The 22772-nt window shown below is 70.3% G+C and carries 18 protein-coding genes and 1 riboswitch; of the genes, 5 read left to right on the top strand and 13 right to left on the bottom strand.

Translation table 11 applies throughout. From position 1 onward, the window contains the following. Positions 1–78 precede the first annotated feature (78 nt). On the top strand, positions 79–2610 hold the full coding sequence (locus tag AB0D31_RS30750; RefSeq protein WP_362729189.1) for an FtsX-like permease family protein: 2532 nt from the start codon (positions 79–81) through the stop codon (positions 2608–2610). A 94-nt stretch (positions 2611–2704) separates the two neighbouring features. Here the strand turns inward: AB0D31_RS30750 and AB0D31_RS30745 are convergent, their stop codons facing one another. The 4 genes from AB0D31_RS30745 to AB0D31_RS30730 form a co-directional block, all read right to left on the bottom strand. Next, positions 2705–4000 (bottom strand): cyclopropane-fatty-acyl-phospholipid synthase family protein, encoded by a 1296-nt coding sequence (locus AB0D31_RS30745; protein ID WP_362729187.1) that lies wholly within the window; start codon positions 3998–4000, stop codon positions 2705–2707. Positions 4001–4247: 247 nt separating this feature from the next. Beyond that, positions 4248–5648, bottom strand: a complete 1401-nt coding sequence (locus AB0D31_RS30740; protein ID WP_362729185.1) for an NAD(P)/FAD-dependent oxidoreductase — start codon at positions 5646–5648, stop codon at positions 4248–4250. Positions 5649–6292: 644 nt separating this feature from the next. Beyond that, a complete protein-coding gene (locus tag AB0D31_RS30735) occupies positions 6293–6658 on the bottom strand; it encodes a hypothetical protein (protein ID WP_362729183.1) in 366 nt (121 codons plus the stop codon). 14 nt (positions 6659–6672) lie between these two features. Then, entirely contained in the window at positions 6673–7926 is a 1254-nt protein-coding gene (locus AB0D31_RS30730; RefSeq protein ID WP_362729181.1) for a helix-turn-helix transcriptional regulator, read from the bottom strand. Between the two features lie 220 nt (positions 7927–8146). Here AB0D31_RS30730 and AB0D31_RS30725 point away from each other — a divergent pair, with 220 nt between their 5' ends. From AB0D31_RS30725 to hemC, 3 genes are all read left to right on the top strand, one after another. Further along, positions 8147–8596, top strand: coding sequence for an ATP-binding protein (locus AB0D31_RS30725; protein WP_362729179.1), 450 nt, complete (start codon positions 8147–8149; stop codon positions 8594–8596). 189 nt (positions 8597–8785) lie between these two features. Continuing rightward, positions 8786–9256, top strand: coding sequence for an NUDIX hydrolase (locus AB0D31_RS30720; protein WP_362729177.1), 471 nt, complete (start codon positions 8786–8788; stop codon positions 9254–9256). Continuing rightward, positions 9253–10221 (top strand): hydroxymethylbilane synthase, encoded by a 969-nt coding sequence (gene hemC, locus AB0D31_RS30715; RefSeq protein WP_362729175.1) that lies wholly within the window; start codon positions 9253–9255, stop codon positions 10219–10221. The genes AB0D31_RS30720 and hemC overlap by 4 nt, the downstream gene beginning before the upstream one ends. Positions 10222–10399: 178 nt before the next feature. On the opposite strand, the gene AB0D31_RS30710 is transcribed toward hemC, so the two are convergent. The 9 genes from AB0D31_RS30710 to AB0D31_RS30670 form a co-directional block, all read right to left on the bottom strand. Then, complete coding sequence (locus AB0D31_RS30710) at positions 10400–11344, bottom strand: Ppx/GppA phosphatase family protein (protein WP_362729173.1); 945 nt, start codon at positions 11342–11344, stop codon at positions 10400–10402. Further along, on the bottom strand, positions 11341–11874 hold the full coding sequence (locus AB0D31_RS30705) for a DUF501 domain-containing protein (RefSeq protein ID WP_362729171.1): 534 nt from the start codon (positions 11872–11874) through the stop codon (positions 11341–11343). The genes AB0D31_RS30710 and AB0D31_RS30705 overlap by 4 nt, the downstream gene beginning before the upstream one ends. 30 nt (positions 11875–11904) lie before the next feature. Further along, positions 11905–12393: a septum formation initiator family protein gene (locus tag AB0D31_RS30700; protein WP_362729169.1), complete on the bottom strand. Its 489-nt coding sequence runs from the start codon at positions 12391–12393 to the stop codon at positions 11905–11907. Between the two features lie 141 nt (positions 12394–12534). Further along, complete coding sequence (gene eno / locus AB0D31_RS30695) at positions 12535–13821, bottom strand: phosphopyruvate hydratase (RefSeq protein ID WP_362729167.1); 1287 nt, start codon at positions 13819–13821, stop codon at positions 12535–12537. Between the two features lie 258 nt (positions 13822–14079). After that, positions 14080–14781, bottom strand: a complete 702-nt coding sequence (locus tag AB0D31_RS30690) for a transglycosylase family protein (protein WP_362729165.1) — start codon at positions 14779–14781, stop codon at positions 14080–14082. A 2-nt stretch (positions 14782–14783) separates the two neighbouring features. Further along, positions 14784–14952, bottom strand: a riboswitch (cyclic di-AMP (ydaO/yuaA leader). 257 nt (positions 14953–15209) lie between these two features. After that, positions 15210–16259 carry a transglycosylase family protein gene (locus AB0D31_RS30685; RefSeq protein ID WP_362729163.1) on the bottom strand — a complete coding sequence of 350 codons (1050 nt, stop codon included), beginning with the start codon at positions 16257–16259 and terminating at the stop codon, positions 15210–15212. A gap of 118 nt (positions 16260–16377) precedes the next feature. Next, positions 16378–17709, bottom strand: a complete 1332-nt coding sequence (locus tag AB0D31_RS30680) for a cytochrome P450 (protein WP_362729161.1) — start codon at positions 17707–17709, stop codon at positions 16378–16380. A 282-nt stretch (positions 17710–17991) separates the two neighbouring features. Next, entirely contained in the window at positions 17992–18948 is a 957-nt protein-coding gene (locus tag AB0D31_RS30675) for a nucleoside triphosphate pyrophosphohydrolase (protein ID WP_362729159.1), read from the bottom strand. A gap of 120 nt (positions 18949–19068) precedes the next feature. After that, on the bottom strand, positions 19069–19806 hold the full coding sequence (locus AB0D31_RS30670) for a SurA N-terminal domain-containing protein (protein ID WP_362729157.1): 738 nt from the start codon (positions 19804–19806) through the stop codon (positions 19069–19071). Positions 19807–20054: 248 nt separating this feature from the next. Here AB0D31_RS30670 and AB0D31_RS30665 point away from each other — a divergent pair, with 248 nt between their 5' ends. After that, the gene (locus AB0D31_RS30665) at positions 20055–22547 is read left to right on the top strand and encodes a YfhO family protein (protein ID WP_362729155.1); all 2493 of its coding nucleotides are present in this window, start codon (positions 20055–20057) and stop codon (positions 22545–22547) included. The last annotated feature ends 225 nt before the right edge of the window (positions 22548–22772 follow it).

The raw sequence follows: 22772 nt of genomic DNA, 5'->3' as shown, positions 1-22772 counted from the left end.
GCCGCCAGTGGCGCGGGGAACTGCGCGACAAGCCACATACGGCCGCAGCCGAAAACTCCTCCAGGACTGAGAAACCCCATGTTCAAGACCGCCCTGCGCAACGTGCTCGCGCACAAGGCCCGGCTGTTGATGACGGTGCTCGCCGTCATGCTCGGCGTCGCCTTCGTGGCCGGCACGCTCGTGTTCACCGACACCCTCGGCAACGCCTTCCGCAACCAGTCGGCCAAGAGCTACGACAAGGTGGCCGTCGCCGTCACGACGTACGGCAGCGCCGACGACGCCGAGCGCGACCCCGGCGTCAGCAAGCAGACGCTCCAGAAGATGGAGAAGCTCGACGGGGTCGCCTCCGTCACCGGACGGGTCGAAGGGTTCGCCGGGGTGGCCGGCACCGACGGCAAACTGATCGGGCAGGGCTGGGCCAACAAGGGCGGCAACTTCGCGCCCGGCAAGGACGCCAAGGACCCCTCGTACACCTTCGCCCAGGGCGCGGGCCCGGTGCAGGACGACCAGATCGCCCTCGACAAGGACACCGCCGCCAAGGGTGAGTACCACGTGGGCGACAGCGTGCGGGTCGCCGGCAACGGGCCGGTCAAGAGCTACAAGCTCACCGGCGTCTTCACCACCGAGGACGGCGCGGTCAACGCGGGCGGCAGCCTGGTCCTGTTCGACACCGCCGTCGCCCAGAAGCTCTACCTCAAGCCGGGCTGGTTCCAGAACGTGAGCGTGGCCGCCGCTCCCGGCGCCGACGCGCAGAAGATCCTCGACGAGGTCAAGCCGCTCCTGCCCAAGGACGCCGACGCCAAGACCGGCAAGGCGCTCGCCGACCAGGAGGCCAAGGACATCGAGCGGGGCCTGAGCGGCCTCAACCAGATGCTGCTGGTCTTCGCCGGCATCGCGCTCTTCGTCGGCATCTTCCTGATCTCCAACACCTTCACCATGCTGGTCGCCCAGCGCACCCGTGAGCTGGCCCTGATGCGCGCGGTCGGTGCCTCCCGCGGCCAGGTCCGCCGATCGGTGCTTGCCGAGGCGCTGGTGGTCGGCTCCGTCGCCTCCGTCATCGGGTTCGCTCTCGGCGTGGGCCTGGCGAGCGGGCTTCAGTCCGCCATCGGCATGTTCGGTGCCAAGATGCCCGCAGGCCCGCTGATCATCTCGGCCACGCCGGTGATCGCCGCGCTCGCGGTCGGCATCCTCGTCACCGTTATCGCGGCGCTGCTGCCCGCCTGGCGCGCCGCGAAGATCCCGCCGGTCGCCGCGATGAACAGCGTGCACGGCGTGGCCACCACCAAGTCCCTGGTCGTACGGAACTCCATCGGCGGCTTCATCACCCTCGCCGGAGCGGCCGCCATCGTGGCCGGCGCCGCCGCGGGCAAGGACGGCAAGTACACCATCGGTGCCGGCGCGTTCTTCGCGCTGATCGGCATCATCATCCTGATCCCGCTGCTCTCCCGCCCGGTGATCGCTCTCGTACGCCCGGGCCTGAGCAAGGTGTTCGGCGTCTCCGGCAAGCTCGCCAGCCAGAACGCGGTGCGCAACCCGCGCCGCACCGGCGCCACCGCGTCCGCGCTCGCCATCGGTCTCACCCTCGTCACCGGTCTCTCGGTGCTCGGTGTCACGCTGGGTGCGGCGATCGACAAGTCGACCACGGACAACATCAAGGCCGACTACATGGTCCAGAACGCGGCCAACGGCTCCGGTCTCGCCAAGGAGGTGCTGCCCGCGCTGCGCAAGGCCCCGGGTGTCTCGGCGGTGTCCCCCAAGGAGACCTCGTACCTCAAGATCGACGGTAGCGACCAGTCGGTGGCCGGGGTCACGCCCGGCGACATCGAGAAGGTCCTCACCGTGCAGCCGGTGGCCGGCTCGCTCGACACTCTCGGCAGGGGACAGATAGCCGTCGACGACACGACGGCCGCCAAGCACGGCTGGAAGCCCGGCACACAGCTCCCCGTCGAGTTCTTCGACAAGAAGAAGGGCCGGGTGACCATCGGCGCGACGTTCAAGGAGAGCGAGGCGCTGGGCTCCTTCCTCGTGCCGTCGGAGCTGCTCGCCCCGCACGACGCCAAGCCGTACATCCCGGAGATCTACGTCAAGATGGACGGCGGCGCCACGAGCGCCAACGAGAAGGCCCTGGTCACCGCGCTCGGCGACAACCCGGCGATCAGCATCATGGACCGCCAGGACATCCGCAACGAGCTCGGCGGCATGATCAACACCATGCTCTACATCATGTACGGGCTGCTCGGCATGGCTCTGATCATCGCGGTCCTCGGCGTCATCAACACCCTCGCCATGTCGGTGTTCGAGCGTCAGCAGGAGATCGGCATGCTGCGGGCGATCGGCCTGGACCGCCGCCGGGTCAAGACCATGATCCGTCTGGAGGCCGTCGTCATCTCGCTGTTCGGCGCGGTGATCGGCGTCGGCCTCGGCTCGTTCCTCGCCTGGGCCATCGGCCAGACCATCAAGGGCTCGATCCCGCACTACGCGCTGGTCATGCCGTGGGGCCGGATCGCGATCTTCATGCTCCTCGCCGGCCTGGTCGGCGTGCTCGCCGCGATGTGGCCGGCCCGTAGCGCCGCCAAGCTCGACATGCTGACCGCGATCAAGACCGAATAACCGTCGACACCCCGCCGCGGCACGGCAGTTGAGGGACCCCGGGAGGCCGCGTGAGCCTCCCGGGGTCCCTCGTCGTCATACGGCGCCGCCGCGTTCAGTCGTTCCAGCTGCGCGCCCGCAGCGGCATCCCCGACGCCCCGCTCTCCGGTGTCTTCACCGCGAGGATCTGGTTGACCCCGATCCGGTTGCGTTCGAAGGAGAGCGCGGAGGCCGCCATGTAGAGCCGCCAGATCCGGGCGCGGCCGGGGCTGGTGTGCCGCACGGCGCGCGGCCAGTCGGACTCCAGGTTCGCCACCCACTGACGGAGCGTCAGGGCGTAGTGCTCCCTGAGCGGTTCGACGTCGCGGGCTTCGAACCCGGCCTCCTCCAGGGCGGCCAGGGTGCGGCCGAGCGGCGCGAGTTCGCCGTCGGGGAAGACGTACGCGTCGATGAACTCGTCGATGCGGTACGCCGATTCGTCGCGTTCGGGGCGCCGGGCGATCTGGTGGTTGAGCAGCCGACCGCCGTCTCTGAGCAGCCCGTACAGGATGTCCGCGTACTCCGCGTACCGTGCGGAGCCGACGTGTTCGGCCATGCCGATCGAGGAGATCGCGTCGAACGGGCCGTCCTTGACGTCCCGGTAGTCCTGCACGCGGATCTCTATACGGTCGGTGAGCCCCTCTTCGGCGATGCGCTTGCGGGCGTATGCGGCCTGTTCGCGCGAGAGGGTGATGCCGACGACGTGGGCTCCGTACTCGCGGGCGGCGTGGATGGCCATGGAGCCCCAACCGCAGCCGACGTCGAGCAGCCGGTCGCCCTCCTTGAGGGCCAGTTTGCGGCAGACCAGGTCGAGTTTGTCGCGCTGGGCCTCGGCGAGGGTGGCGTCCGGGCCCGGCCAGTAGGCGCACGAGTAGACCATCGACGAGCCGAGCACCAGCTCGTAGAAGTCGTTGCCGACGTCGTAGTGGTGGCTGATCGCCTCCTTGTCGCGGCGCTTGGTGTGCAGCCGTCCGCTGCGGCGGCGCATCTCCTCGGCGGGCGGGGCCGGCGGGGGCAGCGCGCCGCCCAGCTTCACCAGCGCCTTGGCCGCGGCGCGCAGCCTCGGGTCGCGCACCGGGTGCACGGCGTCCTTGGATGCGCCGCCGCGCTCCCAGATCAGCCCGGCCAGCCGGTCGAGGACCGTGTACAGGTCGCCCTCGACGTCGATCTCGCCGGCCACCCAGGCGCGGGCGAGCCCCAGTTCGCCCGGCTTCCACAGCAGCCGGCGCAGGGCGCGGCGGTGGCGTACGACGAGCACCGGTGCGCCGGGCGGCCCCGCCTCGCTGCCGTCCCAGGCGCGGATTCGTACCGGGAGAGCCTCTCCCAGCAATTCCTCGGCTAGAGCGGTCAGCCGCAGCGCCGCGTCGGCCATGGTGCGCACCTCCGTGCCTCGCAGAAATGTCCCAGCACCCCGCACAACAGTGCCCGGGCCGGAAGCCATCCCGCTACCGCGCATCGGAGCACCAGGATGTCTGCATACACCATCTTCCTGGCCGGAAACCAGCTCTTAGACAGGAACTTCCGGCCACGCGCCCCGTGCGGGCCCCCTCCGGGTACGCCGAAGGGGCCGCCCGCACCACGGATGGCGGACGGCCCCTTCGGGGGTGGTGCGGCTGGTGCTAGGAGGCCTTGGCCTTCGCCCCGGTCTTGTCGGCGCTGTCGGCGGACTTGACCGCGGGAGCCGGGGCGGGCTTGGCCGCCTCGTAGAACTCCTCGCGCGGGGTCTCCATGGCGCCCAGGGAGACGACCTCGCGCTTGAGGAACATCGCGAGCGTCCAGTCGGCGATGACGCGGATCTTGCGGTTCCAGGTCGGCACGGCCAGACCGTGGTAGCCACGGTGCATGTACCAGGCGAGACGGCCCTTGAGCTTGATCTTCATCTTGCCCATGACGATCATCGCGACGCCCTTGTGGAGGCCGAGACCGGCCACCGCGCCCTTGTTGGCGTGGGCGTACTCCTTCTGCGGGAAGCCCCGCATGCCGGAGACCACGTTGTCGCCGAGGACCTTGGCCTGGCGCAGCGCGTGCTGGGCGTTCGGCGGGCACCAGGCGTTCTCCACGCCGGCCTTGCGCGAGGCGAGGTCGGGGACCTGGGCGTTGTCGCCGGCGGCCCAGATGTAGTCGGTGCCGGTGACCTGGAGGGTCGGCTGGGCATCCACGTGGCCGCGCGGGCCGAGCGGGAGGCCGAAGCGGGAGAGCGCCGGGTTGGGCTTGACGCCCGCGGTCCACACGATCGTGTTGGAGTCGACCTCGAGGCCGTTCTTCAGCACGACGTGACCGTCGACGCAGGAGTCCATGGAGGTCGAGAGGTAGATCTCGACGCCGCGGCCCTCAAGGTGCTCCTTGCCCCAGCGGCCGAGCTCCGGGCCGACCTCGGGAAGGATCTTGTCGGCGGCGTCGACCAGGATGAAGCGCATGTCCTCGCGCTTGACGTTGGTGTAGTACTTGGCCGCGTCGCGCGCCATGTCCTCCACCTCGCCTATGGTCTCGGCGCCGGCGAAGCCACCGCCCACGAAGACGAAGGTCAGCGCCTTGCGGCGGACGTCCTCGTCCGTGGTGGAGTCGGCCTTGTCGAGCTGCTCCAGGACGTGGTTGCGCAGACCGATGGCCTCTTCCACGCCCTTCATGCCGATGCCCTGTTCGGCGAGGCCGGGGATCGGGAAGGTGCGGGAGACCGCGCCCATCGCGATGACCAGGTAGTCGAAGGGCAGCTCGTAGGCCTCGCCGACGAGCGGCGCGACCGTGGCGACCTTGCGGTCCTGGTCGATGCTGGTGACTCGGCCGGTGAGCACCTCGGCTCCACGCACGACGCGTCGCAGCGGGACGACGACGTGGCGCGGCGAGATGCTGCCTGCGGCGGCTTCGGGGAGGAAGGGCTGGTACGTCATGTACGAGCGCGGGTCGACGACCGTGACGGTCGCTTCCGCGTAACGCATCTTCTTCAGAATGCGTCGCGCTGCGTACAAGCCTACGTACCCGCCACCTACTACGAGGATCCTGGGACGCTCCGTGGTGCTCATGCCATCGAGTATCCCCCTGCCCGGAGACCCCTGCTCGTGCGCCCCTTCACAAGGTTCGCAGGGGGCTCTGCTACACTGCGCGGCCCACGTGAGCGAGGTCATGGTCCCGCGGGGGAACCACGGCGGGGGTGCGCACGTTGTTCACCCCTCCTGAACTGGCCTCCCCCGTCCCGGATGGAGTGGACCACCGCCGTAGGAAACGCAGGCGCAACGCGCCGGACACCGACGCGAATGCCTACGCGAAGGGCCCCCGAGCCTCGGAAAGCGGTCCCCGGACCACATTCCTCGACCCGCGGGCCCCTTTTCCTTGTGAAGAACTTCACGAACTTTCTTCGGCGACGTGCCCCGAGGGCTCACCAAGGACCGCGATCACGCGATCGGCCAGGGGATTCGTGACATATGTCCAGCGAACTGGTACTTGTCGCAACGACCCGTAGACCGCACCTTCGGGCCGGTCACGTCCTGGTTCGCCACGGCGACGCAACGGCAACTTCGAGGCCTCGGCAAGATCGGCGACCGCCGCGACGCATACCCCACCAGCTGACTGGGAGCAGCCCTCGGTATCGCCGTCGGCAAGGCACAGCAAGTCCCTGCCTTCGGCACAGTCCGGGCGGGGGCACGCGTCGGTCCGTACACCTCGCGACTCAGACCAGTGACTCCGCGATCGCCTCGAAGACGTCCGCATCGGTTTCCCGTTGCCAAGCGGGAAGGTCAGACCAGTCAGCCACATAACCTGGCTTTGGATCCTCAAAGTGCTTGTACATCTGGGCTGTCCAACACAAGGCCACGAACTGGCTCTTCTGCTCACGTCCAAGCTTGGCAGCCTGGCCGGCGCTCACGACAAGGAACTGCCGCACCTGTTCGTAGACAGCCGCCGCGGCCTGCCGCTCCCAGTCCGGCGTGTCTTCCCAGGGCGTTACGTAGCCCGCTTTCGGCTCCCCGGCGAAGTGCTTCCGTACGCCAGCGATCCACGCTTCGCGGAACAACTGAGCGCCGTCGGTCTGCGACACGGCATCCCCTCTCGTCACGTCGTGCACAATGCGGCGATGTCGACGCCCAGTTCGGCAACACGGTGGTCCTGAGCAAGGGCGCCGATGTCGACCTGTAGCCCACGGAGTCTACGGGCCACGTATCCGGATGATGTCTCCCTGGCAAGCCTGACCGCCTCACGTCCGTAGGTGACCACCTGGTCAGGATCTCGACGCTTGGCCCCGATCGCCGCGAGGTCAGCCAGGACCGCTCCGCGCCGCCGGAGCGCCTGGCCCTGCGACAGGACACCTTCGTGCAGCGCGCTCACGAGGGCTTTCTCCGCAAGGTCCAACCGTCCAAGTTGCACGTAACGTGCCCCGCGTTCCTCAGCCAGCCGCGATCCGTCGAATCGCAGCCATCCTCCATTGTGAGCAAGACCGTCAAGGTCGAGGACCTTCTCGGCCTGATCCAGCGCGCGTTGACAGGCATTCAAGTCACCAAGGCCCGCATAGGCCTCAGCCTCCACCGACGCAACCCACTGACGGGTGGACAGTGAGCTGTCCCCGCGCTTGGCCAAGCCGCCCGCGACAGTCAGGAGGCTGATGGCTTCACGATGTCTGCCATTGGCCATCTCGACGTAGGCATGACGCACCAACGCGCACGCCCATAGATCGAACGCCGTGGATTCTCTGCTCGCCGTGGCCGCCAGCAGATACGAGGCCGCAGCGTCGGTGTGCCGGTCGCCGTCGAAGGCCAGTTCACCGACGAGTTGGAACAGGTCGCCGGCCGCCGCGCACAGCGTGCCCGTCGGCCCGGACCTACTGGCCAAACTCTCGTTGAGCGCAATGAGCTGTTCACGAACGATGGGGAGGACCGCGGCTTTGGAGCGCGCCAGTTGGTAGACCTGCCACAGATGCCTGTTCATGCGGAGCAGCGTTGATGGGTCACCCCGCCGCGCACCGTCCGCCATGGCTTCAGTCTCATCGGCCGACAAGGCCGCAAGAGCACCTGTCACAGCTATGGTGCGCAGGAATTCGCGCCGGATCATGTCGTCGTCATCCCCTGGGCCATAGGCATCACACGATGGCGGTCCCACCGGGTCCGTCGCAGCCTCCGGCGGCTTGGGCAGGAGCGCGTCGAGCGCCGACAGGTCGATGCCCAGCAGCCTTGCCAACTTCCGCCGTAACGGCGGCTGAATGTCAACGGGAACCCTTTCCCATCGGCTGACCGTCGTGCGGTCGACGCCGAGTTGGGCAGCAAAGCTCTCTTGACTGTAACCCAGCGCCTTGCGCCGCTTCGCGAGGCTCATGTCGCCCCCTCCAGTACGCCTGCGTCCGCGTCACCGAGGACGCACCCGTGCACAGATCTGCGTCAAGGCTGCCGCATCCATACCGTGGCCGCCCCCCTATTCGCCGCGGTTCCCTTGAACGCAGCAAGCAGCGAGGCGTCAAGGCTGGCAGGGATACAGACCATGACGATCAACATTCGGCCCCGAAGAGTGGCCGACCAAGGCCGCCGGAGAGTTCCGCATGACGAGCCTTCCAGAACGACACGACCAGGGGCTGTTCAACAGCTTGCCCCCAACCGGACCACCATCAATCTTGTTGTTGGAGAGCGAACCGGAATCAGCGTCGGTGGCACGGGTGTTCGTGCGGGAGTTCCTTGCCTTCCATGTCCGGGACCCGAGCGAGGACCACCTCGACGCGGCAGTGTTGATCACTTCCGAGCTGGTCACCAACTCGCTCAGGTACGGTACCGAGCCCGGTGACACCGTGCGGGTCGTCCTCGACGTCGACGACTTACGCACGCGCATCGAGGTCCACGACCCCGTGCGCCGTCGCCCCCGCATCCGGCGCGAGTCCGGGGAACGCGACCGCGGACGCGGCCTGATCATCCTCGACGCCCTCTGTCCCGGCGCATGGGGCGTCAACGACATTCCCTTCGGCAAAGCCGTGTGGGCGGAAGTGAAGACGGCGTGACGACAACCACCATCAACCCGCCGGGCCCGGGTGCATCGCCGGTCTCCGGCTGGCAACCGGCGTCTGCGCAACGGCCGTGTTCGTCTTCGCCGAATTGGGAACGGGCCGCCCCGGAGTGGACAAGACCCCGGGCCGAACGGCCGTGGCCGAGCGTACAAGCCCACAACCGGTATCCAGGAGGTTGAGCCAATGCGACCACCGCCCCCCGGCCACCCCGTGACCGCCTCCGTCCTCATCACCAATCCGAGTGACGAACTGCTCATCGTCCACCCCGCCAAACCCGACGCACCGTGGCAGCTCCCCGGCGGACTCGTTGAGCAGGACGAGTCCCCGCTCGAAGCCGCCCACAGGGAAGTAGTCGAAGAACTCGGCCTCTTCATCGACCTCTTGGAGTGCGACCTCTTCGCCGTCGAATGGCTGCAAGCGACTCGTATCGGCCGCTATGACCGCATAGCGATCTTGTTCGCCGGCCCCGTACTCCAGTCCGGCGACACCAACGACATCGCATTGCAGCGCGACGAACTCGACGCCTGGCGATGGGCCACGCACACCGAAGCCAAAATGCTGCTCCACCCCGCCATCGCCGCACGCATCAAAGGCCCGCTCCAGACCCCAAACAGGCCCATCTACCGTGAAACCAGATACGAAAGGACGTTATGAACGACTTTCCAGGCCGCACGCTGCGCATCGGCACCCGCAGCTCACCCATGGCTCTCGCCCAGGTCGAACACGTATCGGGCCTCCTACGCAAAATCGAGCCCGATCTCGACATCGAGGTCGTACCCGTGACGACCGAAGCCGACAAGTGGCAGGGCGACCTCGCGCAGCTCGGCGGTAAGGGTCTCTTCGTCAAAGAGATCGAGACCATGTTGCAGCGCGGGCAGGTCGACATGGCCGTGCACTGCATCAAGGACGTGCCGGGTGACGTACCCATGCCGCGCGGTCTGGTCTTCGCCGCCTACCTCCCGCGCGACGACGTATACGACGCCCTGCTCTTTCCGGAAGGGTCCGACCGCAAGACCCTCGACGACCTTCCGGCCGGCGCCACGGTCGCAACCTCCGCCGTGCGCCGTAAGGCACAGATCAACCGCGTCCGTCCCGACCTCAACGTCGTACGGGTCCGCGGCGCGGTCGGCTCCCGGGTCGAAAAGCTCGACGGGAAACGCAAGATCGACACCAAGCTCGATGCCATGATCCTGGCCCGCGCCGGACTCGAACGCCTCGGCATCGCCAACCGCGCCCGGCAGGTGTTCAGCGTCGACGAAATGTTGCCCGCAGTCGGCGCCGGCGCCCTCGGCCTCGAATGCCGGAAGGACGACGACCCCGTCGCCTACCTGCTTCAGCAGCTCAACCACGACCGCACCATGACCGAGATCACAGCCGAACGGGTCATGCTGCACGGCTTGCGCGGCCACTGCAACAGCCCAATTGCCGGGTACTGCATCACGGAACCCGACGGACAGCTCAGCCTGCGCGGAATGGTGTTCTCACGCGACGGCTCCAAGTTCGTCCACGCTCACATCTGGGGCGAGTCCATGAACGACCCCGGAGTACTCGGCTCGCGAGTCTGCGCCGAACTGCTACGACAAGGCGCGCGCGACATCATCGAGGGCATTCCGCATTGACCCCCGAGCAGCTCTGGACGTGGCCCCGGCCGTCCGCAGCCACGTTCGCGGGCGGGACCGGGGCCCCCTGCGTTTTGCGCCCACGACGCAGGCGTACAGAGCCGCCGGCGACATGCGAAAGGGCCGCCCCAGGGTGACAGCCCCGGAGCGGCCCAACTCTCACCCGCGTTGCCGCAGGTCAGACCTTGTCCTTCTCTCCCTCGATCTCTTCTGCCACTTTGTAGGCAATGCCATCCAGAATGTCGTGCTCGCTGACCACGACCTCACGGGCCCCCACCCGCTCCATGACGGCGAGCAGGACCAGCGCTCCGGCGGCGATGACGTCGACCCGCCCGGGGTGGAGCACGGGGATGCGGGTGCGCTCCTCGTGCGTGGAGGCGAGCAGCCGCTCGGTGACCGCGGCGACGTCCTCGTAAGGGATCCGTGAATGATGGATGGCGGCCGAGTCGTACGCGCTCAGGCCGAGCGCGATCGCGGCGACCGTGGTGACCGAGCCCGCGAGGCCGACCAGGGTGCGCGGTTCGGTCAGCGGCACGCTCCGGCCCGCGAGGTCGAGGGCCGCCTCGATGTCGGCGCGGATCGCCTCGATCTGACCGGGCGTCGCCGGATCGCCCGGGTGGTGACGCTCCGTCATCCGTACGCAGCCGATGTCCACCGAGCGCGCGGCCTCGACGCGCGTGGAGCCGACCACGAACTCGGTGGAACCGCCGCCGATGTCGACGACCAGGTACTCCCCGCCGCCGTTCAGTTCCTTGGTGGCGCCGGTGAAGGAGAACGCGGCCTCCTGGTCGCCGGAGATCACCTCGGGCTCGACACCCAGGATGGAGAGGACTCCGCGCACGAAGTCGTCCCGGTTCTCGGCGTCGCGCGAGGCGGAGGTCGCCACGAACCGGACGCGCTCGGCGCCCAGTTCCTTGATGACCGCGGCGTACTCGCGGCACGCCGCGAACGTGCGCTCCAGGGCCTCGGGGGCGAGCCGGCCGGTGCGGTCCACGCCCTGCCCGAGCCGCACGATGGTCATGCGCCGGTCCAGGTCGGTGATCTCACCGGTGGCCGGGTCCGCGTCGGCGACGAGCAGGCGGATCGAGTTCGTACCGCAGTCGATGGCGGCGACGCGCGTCACTTGGCCTCCCCCTCCCCGCACGGCGTCACGCACGGGCCCTTCGCCCACCACTCGGGCAGCAGCGCGATCGCCTCGTCGCCCAGCGGGTTGACACCGGGGCCGGCCGCCAGGGAGTGGCCGACCAGGACGTGCAGGCACTTGACCCGGTCCGGCATGCCGCCGGCGCTCGGGAAGCCTTCCAGGACCTCGATGGCGTCGCGCCGCGCGATGTAGTCCTCGTGGGCGGCGCGGTAGGCGGCGGCGAGGTCGGCGTCGCTCGCCAGACGCTCCGTCATCTCCTTCATGACGCCGTTGGCCTCAAGCGTGCCGATCGCGGAGGCGGCGCGCGGACACGTCAGGTAGTACGTCGTCGGGAACGGCGTGCCGTCCTCCAGACGTGGGGCCGTCTCGACGACGTCCGGGTTGCCGCACGGGCAGCGGTGCGCGATCGCGCGCAGCCCGCGCGGCGGGCGGCCCAACTGGTCCTTGAAGGCGGCGATGTCCGCGTCGGTGGGCTCGGTGCGGTCGGTCTGGGGCGGGGGCGTTTCCATGCCTGGGTCAGTCTCTATCGCTAGCGGTGGTCAGTTGGCGGAACGGTCGGCCTTGTCGACGCCGTCCCAGAGGTTGGAGTGCCAGGCGCGGCCGGTGGCGCCCTTGTCCTCGCGGTGCTTGTCCGCCGCGTCCGGGTCGACCACGGTGAAGCCGGTCTCCCCCGGGAACTGCATGTGCAGATGCTCGCGGGCCAGCTTCTCGATGTACGCGTCGTCCTGGAGCCGCGCCTTCTCGTCCCGCAGCCGCTCGACCGAGCTCCGGGCGTCGGCGGCCTTGCGCTGCTGATCGGAGATGTCGGCGCGCTGCGACACGTACTGCCGCATGGGGTAGGCGAGCGCGACGATCAGCGAGCAGAGCACGAGGGCGAGGAGCGCCGCGCGGCCGGTGAGCCGGGAGCGGCGGGCCTGGCGCTTGTTCTGCGACCGGTAGACGCGGGCCGCGGTCTGCTCGCCGAGCACCTTGAGCCGGGCCGCGGTGGAGAACCGGTCGCGGTCCTTGACCTTGGCGTCGTTGCCCATCGCTCTCCCGCCTCCCCGTCACACACGTACGTCCCCGGACACGGTACGGGACCGCGGCCGGGGACGTACGGACGACTGGCTAGGGCGTCAGCCGTTGCTGCTGCTCAGCCGGTGGAGCTGCTCAGCTCGTGGTGCTTGTGCTCAGCCCTTGAAGCGCGGGAAGGCGCTGCGGCCGGCGTAGACCGCGGCGTCGTCGAGGATCTCCTCGATGCGCAGCAGCTGGTTGTACTTGGCGACGCGGTCCGAGCGGGCCGGGGCGCCGGTCTTGATCTGGCCGCAGTTCACCGCGACGGCGAGGTCGGCGATGGTGACGTCCTCGGTCTCGCCGGAGCGGTGGGACATCATGCACTTGAAGCCGTTGCGCTGGGCCATCTCGACGGCGTCCAGCGTCTCGGTCAGCGAGCCGATCTGGTTGACCTTGACGAGCAGGGCGTTGGCCGAGCCCTCCTCGATGCCGCGGGCGAGGCGCTCGGGGTTGGTCACGAACAGGTCGTCACCGACGATCTGGACCTTGGAGCCCAGACGCGAGGTGATGGTGTTCCAGCCGGCCCAGTCGTCCTCGAACAGCGGGTCCTCGATGGAGACCAGCGGGTACGCGGAGACGAGCTCCTCGTAGTACTCGGTCATCTCGGCGGCCGAGCGGGACTTGCCCTCGAACTCGTACTTGCCGTCCTTGTAGAACTCCGACGCGGCGACGTCGAGCGCCAGCGCGATGTCCTTGCCCGGGGCGTAACCGGCTTCCTTGATGGCCTCAAGGATGAGGTCGAGGGCGGCGCGGTTGGACTCCAGGTTCGGCGCGAAGCCGCCCTCGTCGCCGAGGCCGGTGGACAGGCCCTTGCGCTTCAGGACGCCCTTGAGCGTGTGGTAGACCTCGGCACCCCAGCGAAGGGCCTCGGAGAAGGACTCCGCGCCGATCGGGGCGATCATGAACTCCTGGATGTCGACGTTGGAGTCGGCGTGCGACCCACCGTTGAGGATGTTCATCATCGGGACGGGCAGCAGGTGCGCGTTGGGGCCGCCCAGGTAGCGGAAGAGCGGCAGGTCGCTGGCCTCGGAGGCGGCGTGCGCGACGGCGAGCGAGACGCCGAGGATGGCGTTGGCGCCGAGCGAGCCCTTGTTGTCCGTGGCGTCCAGGTCGAACATGGCCTGGTCGATCAGGCGCTGCTCGGTGGCGTCGTAGCCGACGAGCTCCGGGCCGATCTGCTCGATGACGGCGAGGACGGCCTTCTCGACACCCTTGCCGCCGTAGCGGTTGGGGTCGCCGTCACGGAGCTCGATGGCCTCGAAGGCACCGGTGGAGGCGCCGGACGGAACTGCAGCACGGCCGGTGCTGCCGTCGTCGAGGCCGACCTCGACCTCGACCGTGGGGTTGCCTCGGGAGTCCAGGATTTCCCGGGCTACGACGACGTCGATGGACGGCACGAGCATCTCCTTCTGGGATGTGAAGCTAGATGTGACGCAAGCGGTGCAGGGACATGCGGGGTCGCGTTGGCCTTGCGACAAGAGCCTAACCGGCTCTGGGGGTCCGGCCAGCCGAGTGCCCGCCTCCTGGGACGAAAAAGGGCCCAAGGACCCCGATTGCCGGGCAAAGGACCACAACACTACTGCCTGGTAACAGCGAAAACCCCGGCCCGGCGCGTACGGGGGAATGCGCGCCGGGCCGGGGCGACCTGGGGGTGGGTCAGCTCAGCCGAGGTGCAGCTTCTGGCCCGGGAAGATCAGGTTCGCGTCCTTGACGATGTCCTTGTTCAGGTCGAACACCTTCTCCCAGCCACCCTTGACCCCCTGGGCGGTGGCGATGGTGCCGAGGGTGTCGCCGGACTTGACGGTGTACTCGCCGTCGCCCTGCTTGACCGGCTGGCTGCGCTGCTCGCCGCGGCTGGCCGGCGCGGACTCGGTGCGCTCGGACTTCTGCGACTGCTGCGGCTGGGCCTGCTTCTTCGGCTTCGAGGGCTTGGTGGCCTTCGAAGAGGAAGAGGACGAGCCGGAGGTGTCCACGTCGGCCTTGGCGCCGCCCGAGGTCAGGTTGCCGGCGCCGGCGCAGGACCAGGCACCCGGGCCCTGGATCGCGAGCAGCTTCTCGGCGGCGGCTATCTGCTGGCCCTTGGTGGCCAGGTCGGCGCGCGAGGCGTACTGGGTGCCGCCGGCGGCGGCCCAGGAGGAGTTCGAGAACTGGAGGCCACCGTAGTAACCGTTGCCGGTGTTGATGGACCAGTTGCCACCGGACTCGCACTGGGCGACGGCGTCCCAGGTCTGCACGGAGGCGGCGGAGGCGGAGCCCGCGGCCATCAGCGGGGCGGCGACAGCAGCACCGGTGACACCGGCCAGCGTGGCGACACGGACGGCCTTGGACGGGCGGCGGTGCTTGCCCTTGCCGGAAAGCAGCATGGAGTTCTCCTCACCGACGCCTGCGAGGTGAGCTGTCGGGTTCGGGCGTGAGCTGCCCGGCCGGACGCCGAAGCGTCCGTCTTCACCCCAAGCCGTTGCGGCAGTCCTGTGAACTGCCGGGCCCGGCACTTACCTTGGGTCCCCCGCTCCTGCCTACGGCGCATAAGCGTCGACTGTTCCCATCGGCCGACGGCAGGATTCGGCGTGCTCGGTCGACGGGGCTCGCGGTGACGAGCGAGTCCGACGAAAACACAGGCCCCGCCAATGTTCAAAGACGCACATCGGGGAGAAATCCCCCCTACTTGCGGCCACAGAAGGGATGTTTCCGCAGGTGAGGGGCGGGGCGGACGGACCGGGCAGACGGGACACGCCAGTTGAGGCGAAGAGACCCATGTCTCACTTGCACAGAACGGACATAAACCCGCGAACTAACCCTGCTGAGGCGTGGAGTTCGGGGCGGAGTTCGGGGTGGCGGCAGAGCTGGAGCCGGGGGTCGCCGAGGTGGCGCCCGGGGCCGTGCCGGCAGCCGTCAGGTCCTTCAGGTCCAGGCTCTGACCGGGAAGGATGAGATTGGGGTCGGTGCCGATCAGCTGCTCGTTGGCGTGGTAGAGCGCGGGCCAGCCGCCCTTGACCTTGTTCGCGTCGGCGATGACCGAGAGGTTGTCGCCGGCGCGGACGGTGTAGGCGCCGCTCGCGGCCGGGGGGTTGCCCGCCTCACGTGAGGCCCCGTCACCCCGCGAGGCGTGCCGTCCCGCGTCGCGCGCGTCGGTGGAGGTGCCCGCGTCGCCGGTGGCGCCCGGCGCCGACTGGCCGGCCGGGGCCGACGGCGTGCCGGCACCGGGCGCGGTGCCCGTGCTCTCCTCCGGCGCGGGCGTCCCGCGGTGCTTGCCGGGGCTCGCCGGGGTGGAGGCGGAGGGAGCGGGGGACTTGGCCGGCTCGCCCGACCCGGTGGCGCCCGGCGCCGGCGTGCCCGGCGTCGCGCCGCCCGGCGTCGCGGAGGCGTCGGGTGTCTTGGTGGCGGGGGTGGCCGGGGCCGACGGCGCGGACGACGGCGTTCCGTCCGAGGTGTCGGGCACGCCCGGGTCGACGTCCGCCGAGCCGCCGCCCTTGGTGAGCCCGGCGCCGGTGCCGCAGGAGGCGAAGGCGCCCGGGCCCTTGGCGGCGAGCACCTTCTCGGCGACGGCTATCTGCTGGGCGCGGCTGGCAAGGTCGGCGCGCTGCGCGTACTCGTTGCCGCCGTACGCCTCCCAGGTGGCCTGCGAGAGCTGGAGGCCGCCGTACAGGCCGTTGCCGAAGTCGGCACTCCACATCCCGCCGGACTCGCAGGAGGCGACCTGGTTCCAGGTGCCGGCGTCCGCGGCGCTCGCGCCGGTCGCGGCGAGCAGGGGAAGCGCGATGGCGGACCCGGTCACTCCCGCCGCTACGACGAGGGCGGGTGCCTGGCGGGGTCGACGATGCCGTCCATTCCCGGAGCGCATGCGAAAAGCCTTCCGTGTGACTGCTGAGCCGAATGAACGGTGAACGTAGCCGTACTCGAACGCCTGTCACAAGTCGATGGCACCGCGATCACGTAAAAGTCACAGTCTTGACGATGTGTCAGATGACGCCGGGATTCCGTTTACCGGCGGGCTGCGTGCCGGGTGGCGTGCCCGGCGGTGTGCCCGGCGCGCCCGGCGGCATGCCCGGCGCCGTGAACTCGACCGGCAGGGTGCGCAGTCCACGCATGATGAGCCCGCCGCGCCAGCGCAAATCGTCAGGTTCCCCCGCGAGACGCAGGTCAGGCAGGCGGCGCAACAGGGTCGCGAGCGCGGTCTGCCCCTCCAGTCGCGCGAGCGGCGCACCGAGGCAGTAATGGATGCCGTGCCCGTACCCGAGGTGCTGGTTGTCGCGCCGGCCGAGGTCGAGCGTGTCCGGCTCGTCGAAGCGTTCCGGGTCGCGGTCGGCTGCGGCGAGCACCACGAGGACCGGGTCGCCGGCCGCGATGTCCTGGCCGCCGAGGGTCAGCGCCTCGGTGGCGAACCGCCAGGTCGCCAGCTCGACGGGCCCGTCGTAGCGCAGGAGTTCCTCGACACCGGTCGCCAGCAGGTCGCTCTCGCCCGCGGCGAGCGAGGCCTGGAGCCGCTCGCGCTGGCCGGGGTTGCGCAGCAGGGCGTACACCCCGTTCCCGATCAGGTTGACGGTCGTCTCGAACCCGGCGAACAGGAGGATGAACGCCATGGCGGCGGCCTCGTTCTCCGTGAGGTGCTCGCCGTGGTCGCTCGCCTCGATGAGCCGCGAGATCAGATCGTCGCCGGGGTTCTCGCGCTTCTTGCGGATGAGCTCGGCGAGGTAGTTGCGCATCTTCTTCACCGAGCGGGCGACTCCGCCGCGCGGGCCGCCGCCGTGCCGGATCATCATGCCCGCCCAGTCGCGGAAGTCGTCCTGGTCCTCGCGCGGGACGCCGAGCAGATCGCAGATGGCGTAGATGGGGAGCGGGAACGCGAACTCGTGGATGAGGTCGGCTTCGCCCTTCGCCGCGAAGGAGTCGATGAGCTGGTCGGTCAACTCCTGCACGCGGGGGGCGAATTGAGCCACCGTACGAGGTGTGAACGCCTTCGACACCAGGCGGCGGAGCCGGGTGTGGTCCGGCGGGTCGATGTTGAGCAGATGCGTCATCAGCTCGGCCTTGCGCTCGCCCGGGATGCCCGTCTTGCCCTTGGCGTGGGCCGGCTCGGCGTGATGGGCGGGGTTCTTGGAGAGCCGCTGGTCGGCGAGGGCCTGCTTGGCGTCCCCGTACCGCGTCACGAGCCAGGCCTCCACACCACTGGGCAGCCGGGTGCGGTGCACGGGGGCGTGCTCGCGGAGCCAGGCGTAGGCGGGGTAGGGGTCGGTGGCGAACTCCCAGGTGAAGAGTTCGGGGGCGGGGGAAGGAGGGGGATCGTCCTGCACGCCCCGACCGTATCCCGGGCGGCGCTCCCCCTTCGACGGCGCCGGTGCCGCCGGTGCCGAGGGGGGCCGCACGCGCCCGCCCGCCCCGCGGTACGGAGAGGCGGGGCGGGCGGGCCGGTGGAGCGGATCGGGCCGGGTCAGATCAGGCCGTTGTAGAGGTTCCAGTTGGTGCCGACCTTGGCGCGCGGCTCGTAGGGCGCCGCCGCGTTGCCCGTCCCCTTGTACAACCACAGCACACCGGACGGGCTGGCTATGCCGCACCTGGGCACCCTGCCAAGGGGGTTATTCGGCGGCGCGGATCGCCTCGCGGTAGGCGCGGGACGCCGCGCGCAGCGCCGCCTCGGGGTCGACCCCGGCCGCCTCCGCCTCCACCGCGAGCGCAAGCAGCCGGTAGCCCACCCCCTCCCCGGAGGGGAGCGGAACGGACAGCCCTCCCGTCCGCGCCCGGGCGGACAGCTTCGCCGCGAGGGCGAGCGCGGGCTGCCCCAGAGGCACCCCGTCCGTCACGGACGCCCGCTGCTTCTCGACCGCCTTCATCCGCAGCCAGTGCTCCTTGACCTCCTCCGGCGTCTCCGCCCGCTCGGAGCCGAACACATGCGGATGCCGGTGGATCAGCTTCTCCACGATGCCGCCCGCGACGTCGTCCACCGAGAAGGGCTCCTCCGCGTCCTCCTCCGCGATCCGCGCGTGGAAGACGACCTGGAGCAACACATCGCCCAGCTCCTCGCGCAGCTCGTCCCGGTCGCCCTCCTCCACCGCCTCGACCAGTTCGTACGCCTCCTCAAGGGCGTACTTGGCGAGCCCCTTGTGGGTCTGCTGCGAGGACCACGGGCACTCGCGCCGGATACGGTCCATGACCTGGACGAGGTCGAGCAGGCGCGCGCCCGGCAGATCGTAGGAGCCGGGCAACAGCTCCAGGTCGGGCATGCTCATCCGGCCCGACCCGGCGAGGCGGGCAAGCCCGTCGGTCAGGCGCCGGTCGCCCTCGCCCGAGGGGAGCACCACCACGGTGCGGCCCCCGGCGCACGTCTCGACCAGTCCCTGCGCGTCCGGCACGGACAGCTCGACCTCGATGCCCGCCTCGCGCAGATACGGCAGCTGCGGATGCGCGGGGTCGGGGCACAGGACGGCGTCGGCGCCGCGCAGGGTCTCCCACGCGGGCCACGACAGGAGCCCCGGGGCGACCCGGTGGCTCGCCGTGAGCAAAACGATTCGGCCGGATTCTTCAACAGCAGTCACCCGTCGAACCTACCCTCACCCACGGAGCCTCCCGCCGAGCCGCCCATCAGGCCTCCGCCGGGCCACCCGCCGAGCCTCGCCGAACCTCCCCTTCGGGCCCTGCGCGGGGCGTGCGTCGGATCAGCCGGTCGCCGCCGAGTCCCCCGGGTCCTCCTGCTGGTCCTGAGGCGCACCCTGCTGGTCCTGGCCGGCGCCCTGCTGATCCTGCGGCGCATCCTGCTGGTCCGTGCCGGGCTGCGGCGCGGCCGGCTGCTTGGTCTTGGCGATCCACGGCGCCTGGTAGTCGGCGAGCTGGATCTGGCTCGCGTTCCAGCTGCCGTAGCGCGGGTTCACGTCCACATGGAGGTCCTTGGACGCCTTCACCAGGACGGGCAGCAGATCCTGCTGCGTCCGCGCGCCGATCTTCGCGGCCAGCTTCTGCTCGACGACCTGCCGCCGCACATACGTGTCGATCTGGTCCGGGGCGAGCCCGCCATTGGTGAGGGCCTGCTCGCGCAGCTGGTCCTCGCCGCCGGCCTGCTGCACCATGGCGGCCCGCGCGTCCTGGACCTCCTTGGGGCTCACGCTCACCCCGTTCTGGTCGGCGGCGCGCGCAAGCACCCGGTCGAAGATCATGTTGCTGAGCTTCACCTTGCCGAGCTGACCCGAGTCCTTGATCAGCTGGGCGGACTGCGGGGAGCTCTGCTGAGCCGTCCGTACGTCCTTGACCTCCGCCTGGAGCGCGGAGACCTCGATCCGCTCGCCCCCGACGACGGCCGCGGCCCCCGGATGGGCCGTACTGCCGCACGCGGCCAGGAAGGGACCCGCGGCGAGCAGGACGACGGAGACGGAGAGCGCGGTACGACGACGGCGGTGCAAAGGAGCCTCCCGGCGGAGCAGACACGTGCGGCATGGCGACGAACCTTGCTAAGACCTTGCGATGATCGATGGTAGGCAGTCGGCGTGGCCGGGGCCACTGATTCGACCAACGATTCGCGACCCCCATCGGTCGCGGGGATGAAGCCGGATGAAGCCGCGCCGTCCATCGCGTGAACTGACGTCCACGCCCCGCGCGTTGCCTCTCGGGGTCCGGCATATTCGTCGGCAGCGCACAGCAAAGGACCCCGATGCCGACCACGCCGACCCTCGAAGCCGCCCCCGCCCCGCCGGTGACCCCAACACGGACGCCGGGCGCCCGCCGCCCCCGTACCCGGGCCGCCGCCCTCTCCGCGCTGATCACCCTGATCGCGGTGTGCGGCGCGGACGCCGTCGCCGGGGTGATCCCGCTGGGCCCGCTCGGACGGCACACCCGCAGCATCAACGACCTGGGCAACCAGTTCGTCCCCTTCCACGCCCATCTGTGGGACCTGCTGCACGGCCGCGCCGAAGGCGGTCTGCTCCTCAACTGGCAGTCCGGATACGGCACTTCGTTCCTGCCCGACCTCGGCACCTATCTCAGCAGCCCGTTCGCGCTCGTCGTCGGGGTCTTCCCGCGCGACCGGATCGACCTCGCGGTGTACGTCGTCACCGTCCTGAAGACGGCCGCGGCCGCCGTCGCGATGACCGTGCTCCTGCTCGCCCTGCGCCCTGCGGTCCGCCACCGCTGGGCGGCGGGGGTGCTCGGCGCCTCCTACGCGCTGTGCGGCTGGTCGGTCCTGGAGGCCACGTACAACCCGATGTGGCTCGACGGACTCATCGCCTTCCCGCTGCTGTGCCTGGTCGGGCACTGGTCAAGGACCCGGCGGCGGCCGGTGCTCGGCCCGCTCGTCGTGGCGCTCGCCTGGATCGCCAACTTCTACACCGCGTACATGGCGACCATCGGGGCCGGACTCGTCCTGCTCCTCCTGCTGTACGTGGACCGCGATACGGACGCGCGCGGACCGGTCCGGGCGGTGCGCGTGGCGGGCCGGTCGGTGCTCGTCGCGGCCCGGTCGGTCGCGATCGGCATCGGGCTCTCGGCGCCCGTCCTGTTCACCGTCTACCTCGGCACCACACACGCCCACCCGGGCTGGGTACGGGAGTTCGCGCCGGTGTCCTGGCCCGACTACCTCGCCCGCACCCTGCCCGGCACCTACTCCTTCTCCTCCCCCGCCGTCTTCCTCGGCACCGGCGCGCTGCTCCTGGCCTGCGCCCTCGCCTTCCACCGCGCGGTGCCGCGCCGCGAGCGGTACGCGTGGTCCGGGCTCGCCCTCGCCGTCGCGCTCTCCTTCCAGTGGAAGCCGACCCATCTGGCCTGGCACGCCTTCGCCACCCCCAACGGCAGCCCCTACCGTCAGACGTTCGTGCTGTGCGGCATCCTCGTGATCGCCGCCTGGATCTGCCTGTCGTACGGGATCCCCGGGCGCCGCGCCCTGCTCGGCGGCGGCGGTGTACTGGCGCTGATCGCGCTGATCGCGGCCTTCAGCGAACTGATCTCCGCATGGACGTACCCGCTGCTCGCCCTGGGCGTCGCCGCCGTGGTCGGCGGACTGCTGCTCGCCCGCCGGGGCCGGCGCGGGCTCACCCTCGCCGCGCTCGCCCTGATCGCCGGCGTGCAGATCGCGCAGGCGGGCGTCACGCAGGCGTACGGGGACCAGCAGCGGGCCGCGCGCATGGACGGCTACCCCGCCTGGGGCCCCGCCCACACCGAGCGGGCCGCGTTGGAGTCGGACGCCGCCGGCTGGCCGGCGTACCGCACCGACCCCGGGCAGCGGCAGATCACCAACAACGACCCGCTGCTGCTCGGCGGCGAGGGCGGCGCCTACTACTCCAGCCTCACCCCGGAGGTCCTGAACCGTACGATGACGGCGCTCGGCGGCGGCTGGACCTCGCGGGGGCGGGCGGTGCAGAGCCTCGACAATCCGGTGACCGACGCGATCTTCGCCGTGGGGGCGCGGGTGCGGGTCGAGGGCAAGGACGGCGCGCCGGGCCTGGTGCGGGCCGCCGCGACGCCGCCCCTGGTCACGCTCCGGCCGTCCGGGCCGCCCCTGTCGTACGGCACCAACCCGTTCCGCAACCAGGAACTCCTGCTCGGGGCGCACGTCTACACGACCCGCACCCTCACGCAGGGCTGCCCGGCCGGGACCGACATCTTCCTGTGGGCCCCCGACCACTTCGGCACGGCGCGGCTAGGCGGCGGGCCCGTGGTCGAGATGCGCGGGGGCGCGCCCAGCCGGCGGGCTCCGCTGATCCCGTTCGGTACGTCGGCGGGGCCGGGGCGAGCCTCGCACGTGACCCTGTCCCCCGCGGACCGCGCGGCGGAACTGGGCTGCCTCGACCGTGCGGCGCTGGCTCGCGCGGTCGACCACCTGCGGACGGCGGGGGCGACCCGGGTGTCGGTGTCGGACAGCTCGGTCCGGGCCGAACTGCCTGCGGGGGCGCGGGGGTTGGCCGTGTTCGCGATGCCGCGGATCGCGGGGTGGACGTGCCGGGTGGACGGCGGGGCGGCCTCGCCTGCGGCGGACTACCTGGGCCTGACCGCGGTTTCGCTCCCCTCGGCCGCCCGTACGGTGGAGTGCGGCTTCCGGCCGCCGGGGTTGCGCTCGGGCCTGCTCGTGGGCGGCGCGTCCGCCCTGACCCTCCTGTGCCTGGCAGCCTGGCCCCGCCTGCGCCGGGTGCGCCGCAGGGGCGCGCGACTGTGACATGGCGCGGCGCGGCCGCGGTGGGCGCGCGGGCCTACGACTCCGGGTGCCCAACAGGGGCGCGGGGCTGTGTCGTTTGCGCGGCTCCGCCGCGGTGGGCGCGGTGCCCCAGCACGGTCCGCACCCGACGGCCCGGGGTTGCTGGGGCTCCGCCCCAGACCCCGTTCGCGCCCGAAAGGCGCTCGTCCTCAAACGCCGGACCGGCTGAGGCGGCCCACGCAGGCC

The sequence above is a fragment of the Streptomyces sp. NPDC048361 genome (assembly GCF_040651795.1).
Taxonomy (GTDB): domain Bacteria; phylum Actinomycetota; class Actinomycetes; order Streptomycetales; family Streptomycetaceae; genus Streptomyces.
Note: the sequence above shows the minus strand (reverse complement) of the source record. Positions and strands in the feature narration are given on the sequence as shown.

Coding starts and splice junctions, on each gene's coding strand:
- AB0D31_RS30750 (WP_362729189.1), top strand. CDS start 79: ATGTTCAAGACCGCCCTGCGCAACGTGCTCGCGCACAAGGCCCGGCTG.
- AB0D31_RS30745 (WP_362729187.1), bottom strand. CDS start 4,000: ATGGCCGACGCGGCGCTGCGGCTGACCGCTCTAGCCGAGGAATTGCTG.
- AB0D31_RS30740 (WP_362729185.1), bottom strand. CDS start 5,648: ATGAGCACCACGGAGCGTCCCAGGATCCTCGTAGTAGGTGGCGGGTAC.
- AB0D31_RS30730 (WP_362729181.1), bottom strand. CDS start 7,926: ATGAGCCTCGCGAAGCGGCGCAAGGCGCTGGGTTACAGTCAAGAGAGC.
- AB0D31_RS30725 (WP_362729179.1), top strand. CDS start 8,147: ATGACGAGCCTTCCAGAACGACACGACCAGGGGCTGTTCAACAGCTTG.
- AB0D31_RS30720 (WP_362729177.1), top strand. CDS start 8,786: ATGCGACCACCGCCCCCCGGCCACCCCGTGACCGCCTCCGTCCTCATC.
- hemC (WP_362729175.1), top strand. CDS start 9,253: ATGAACGACTTTCCAGGCCGCACGCTGCGCATCGGCACCCGCAGCTCA.
- AB0D31_RS30705 (WP_362729171.1), bottom strand. CDS start 11,874: ATGGAAACGCCCCCGCCCCAGACCGACCGCACCGAGCCCACCGACGCG.
- AB0D31_RS30700 (WP_362729169.1), bottom strand. CDS start 12,393: ATGGGCAACGACGCCAAGGTCAAGGACCGCGACCGGTTCTCCACCGCG.
- eno (WP_362729167.1), bottom strand. CDS start 13,821: ATGCTCGTGCCGTCCATCGACGTCGTCGTAGCCCGGGAAATCCTGGAC.
- AB0D31_RS30690 (WP_362729165.1), bottom strand. CDS start 14,781: ATGCTGCTTTCCGGCAAGGGCAAGCACCGCCGCCCGTCCAAGGCCGTC.
- AB0D31_RS30685 (WP_362729163.1), bottom strand. CDS start 16,259: ATGCGCTCCGGGAATGGACGGCATCGTCGACCCCGCCAGGCACCCGCC.
- AB0D31_RS30665 (WP_362729155.1), top strand. CDS start 20,055: ATGCCGACCACGCCGACCCTCGAAGCCGCCCCCGCCCCGCCGGTGACC.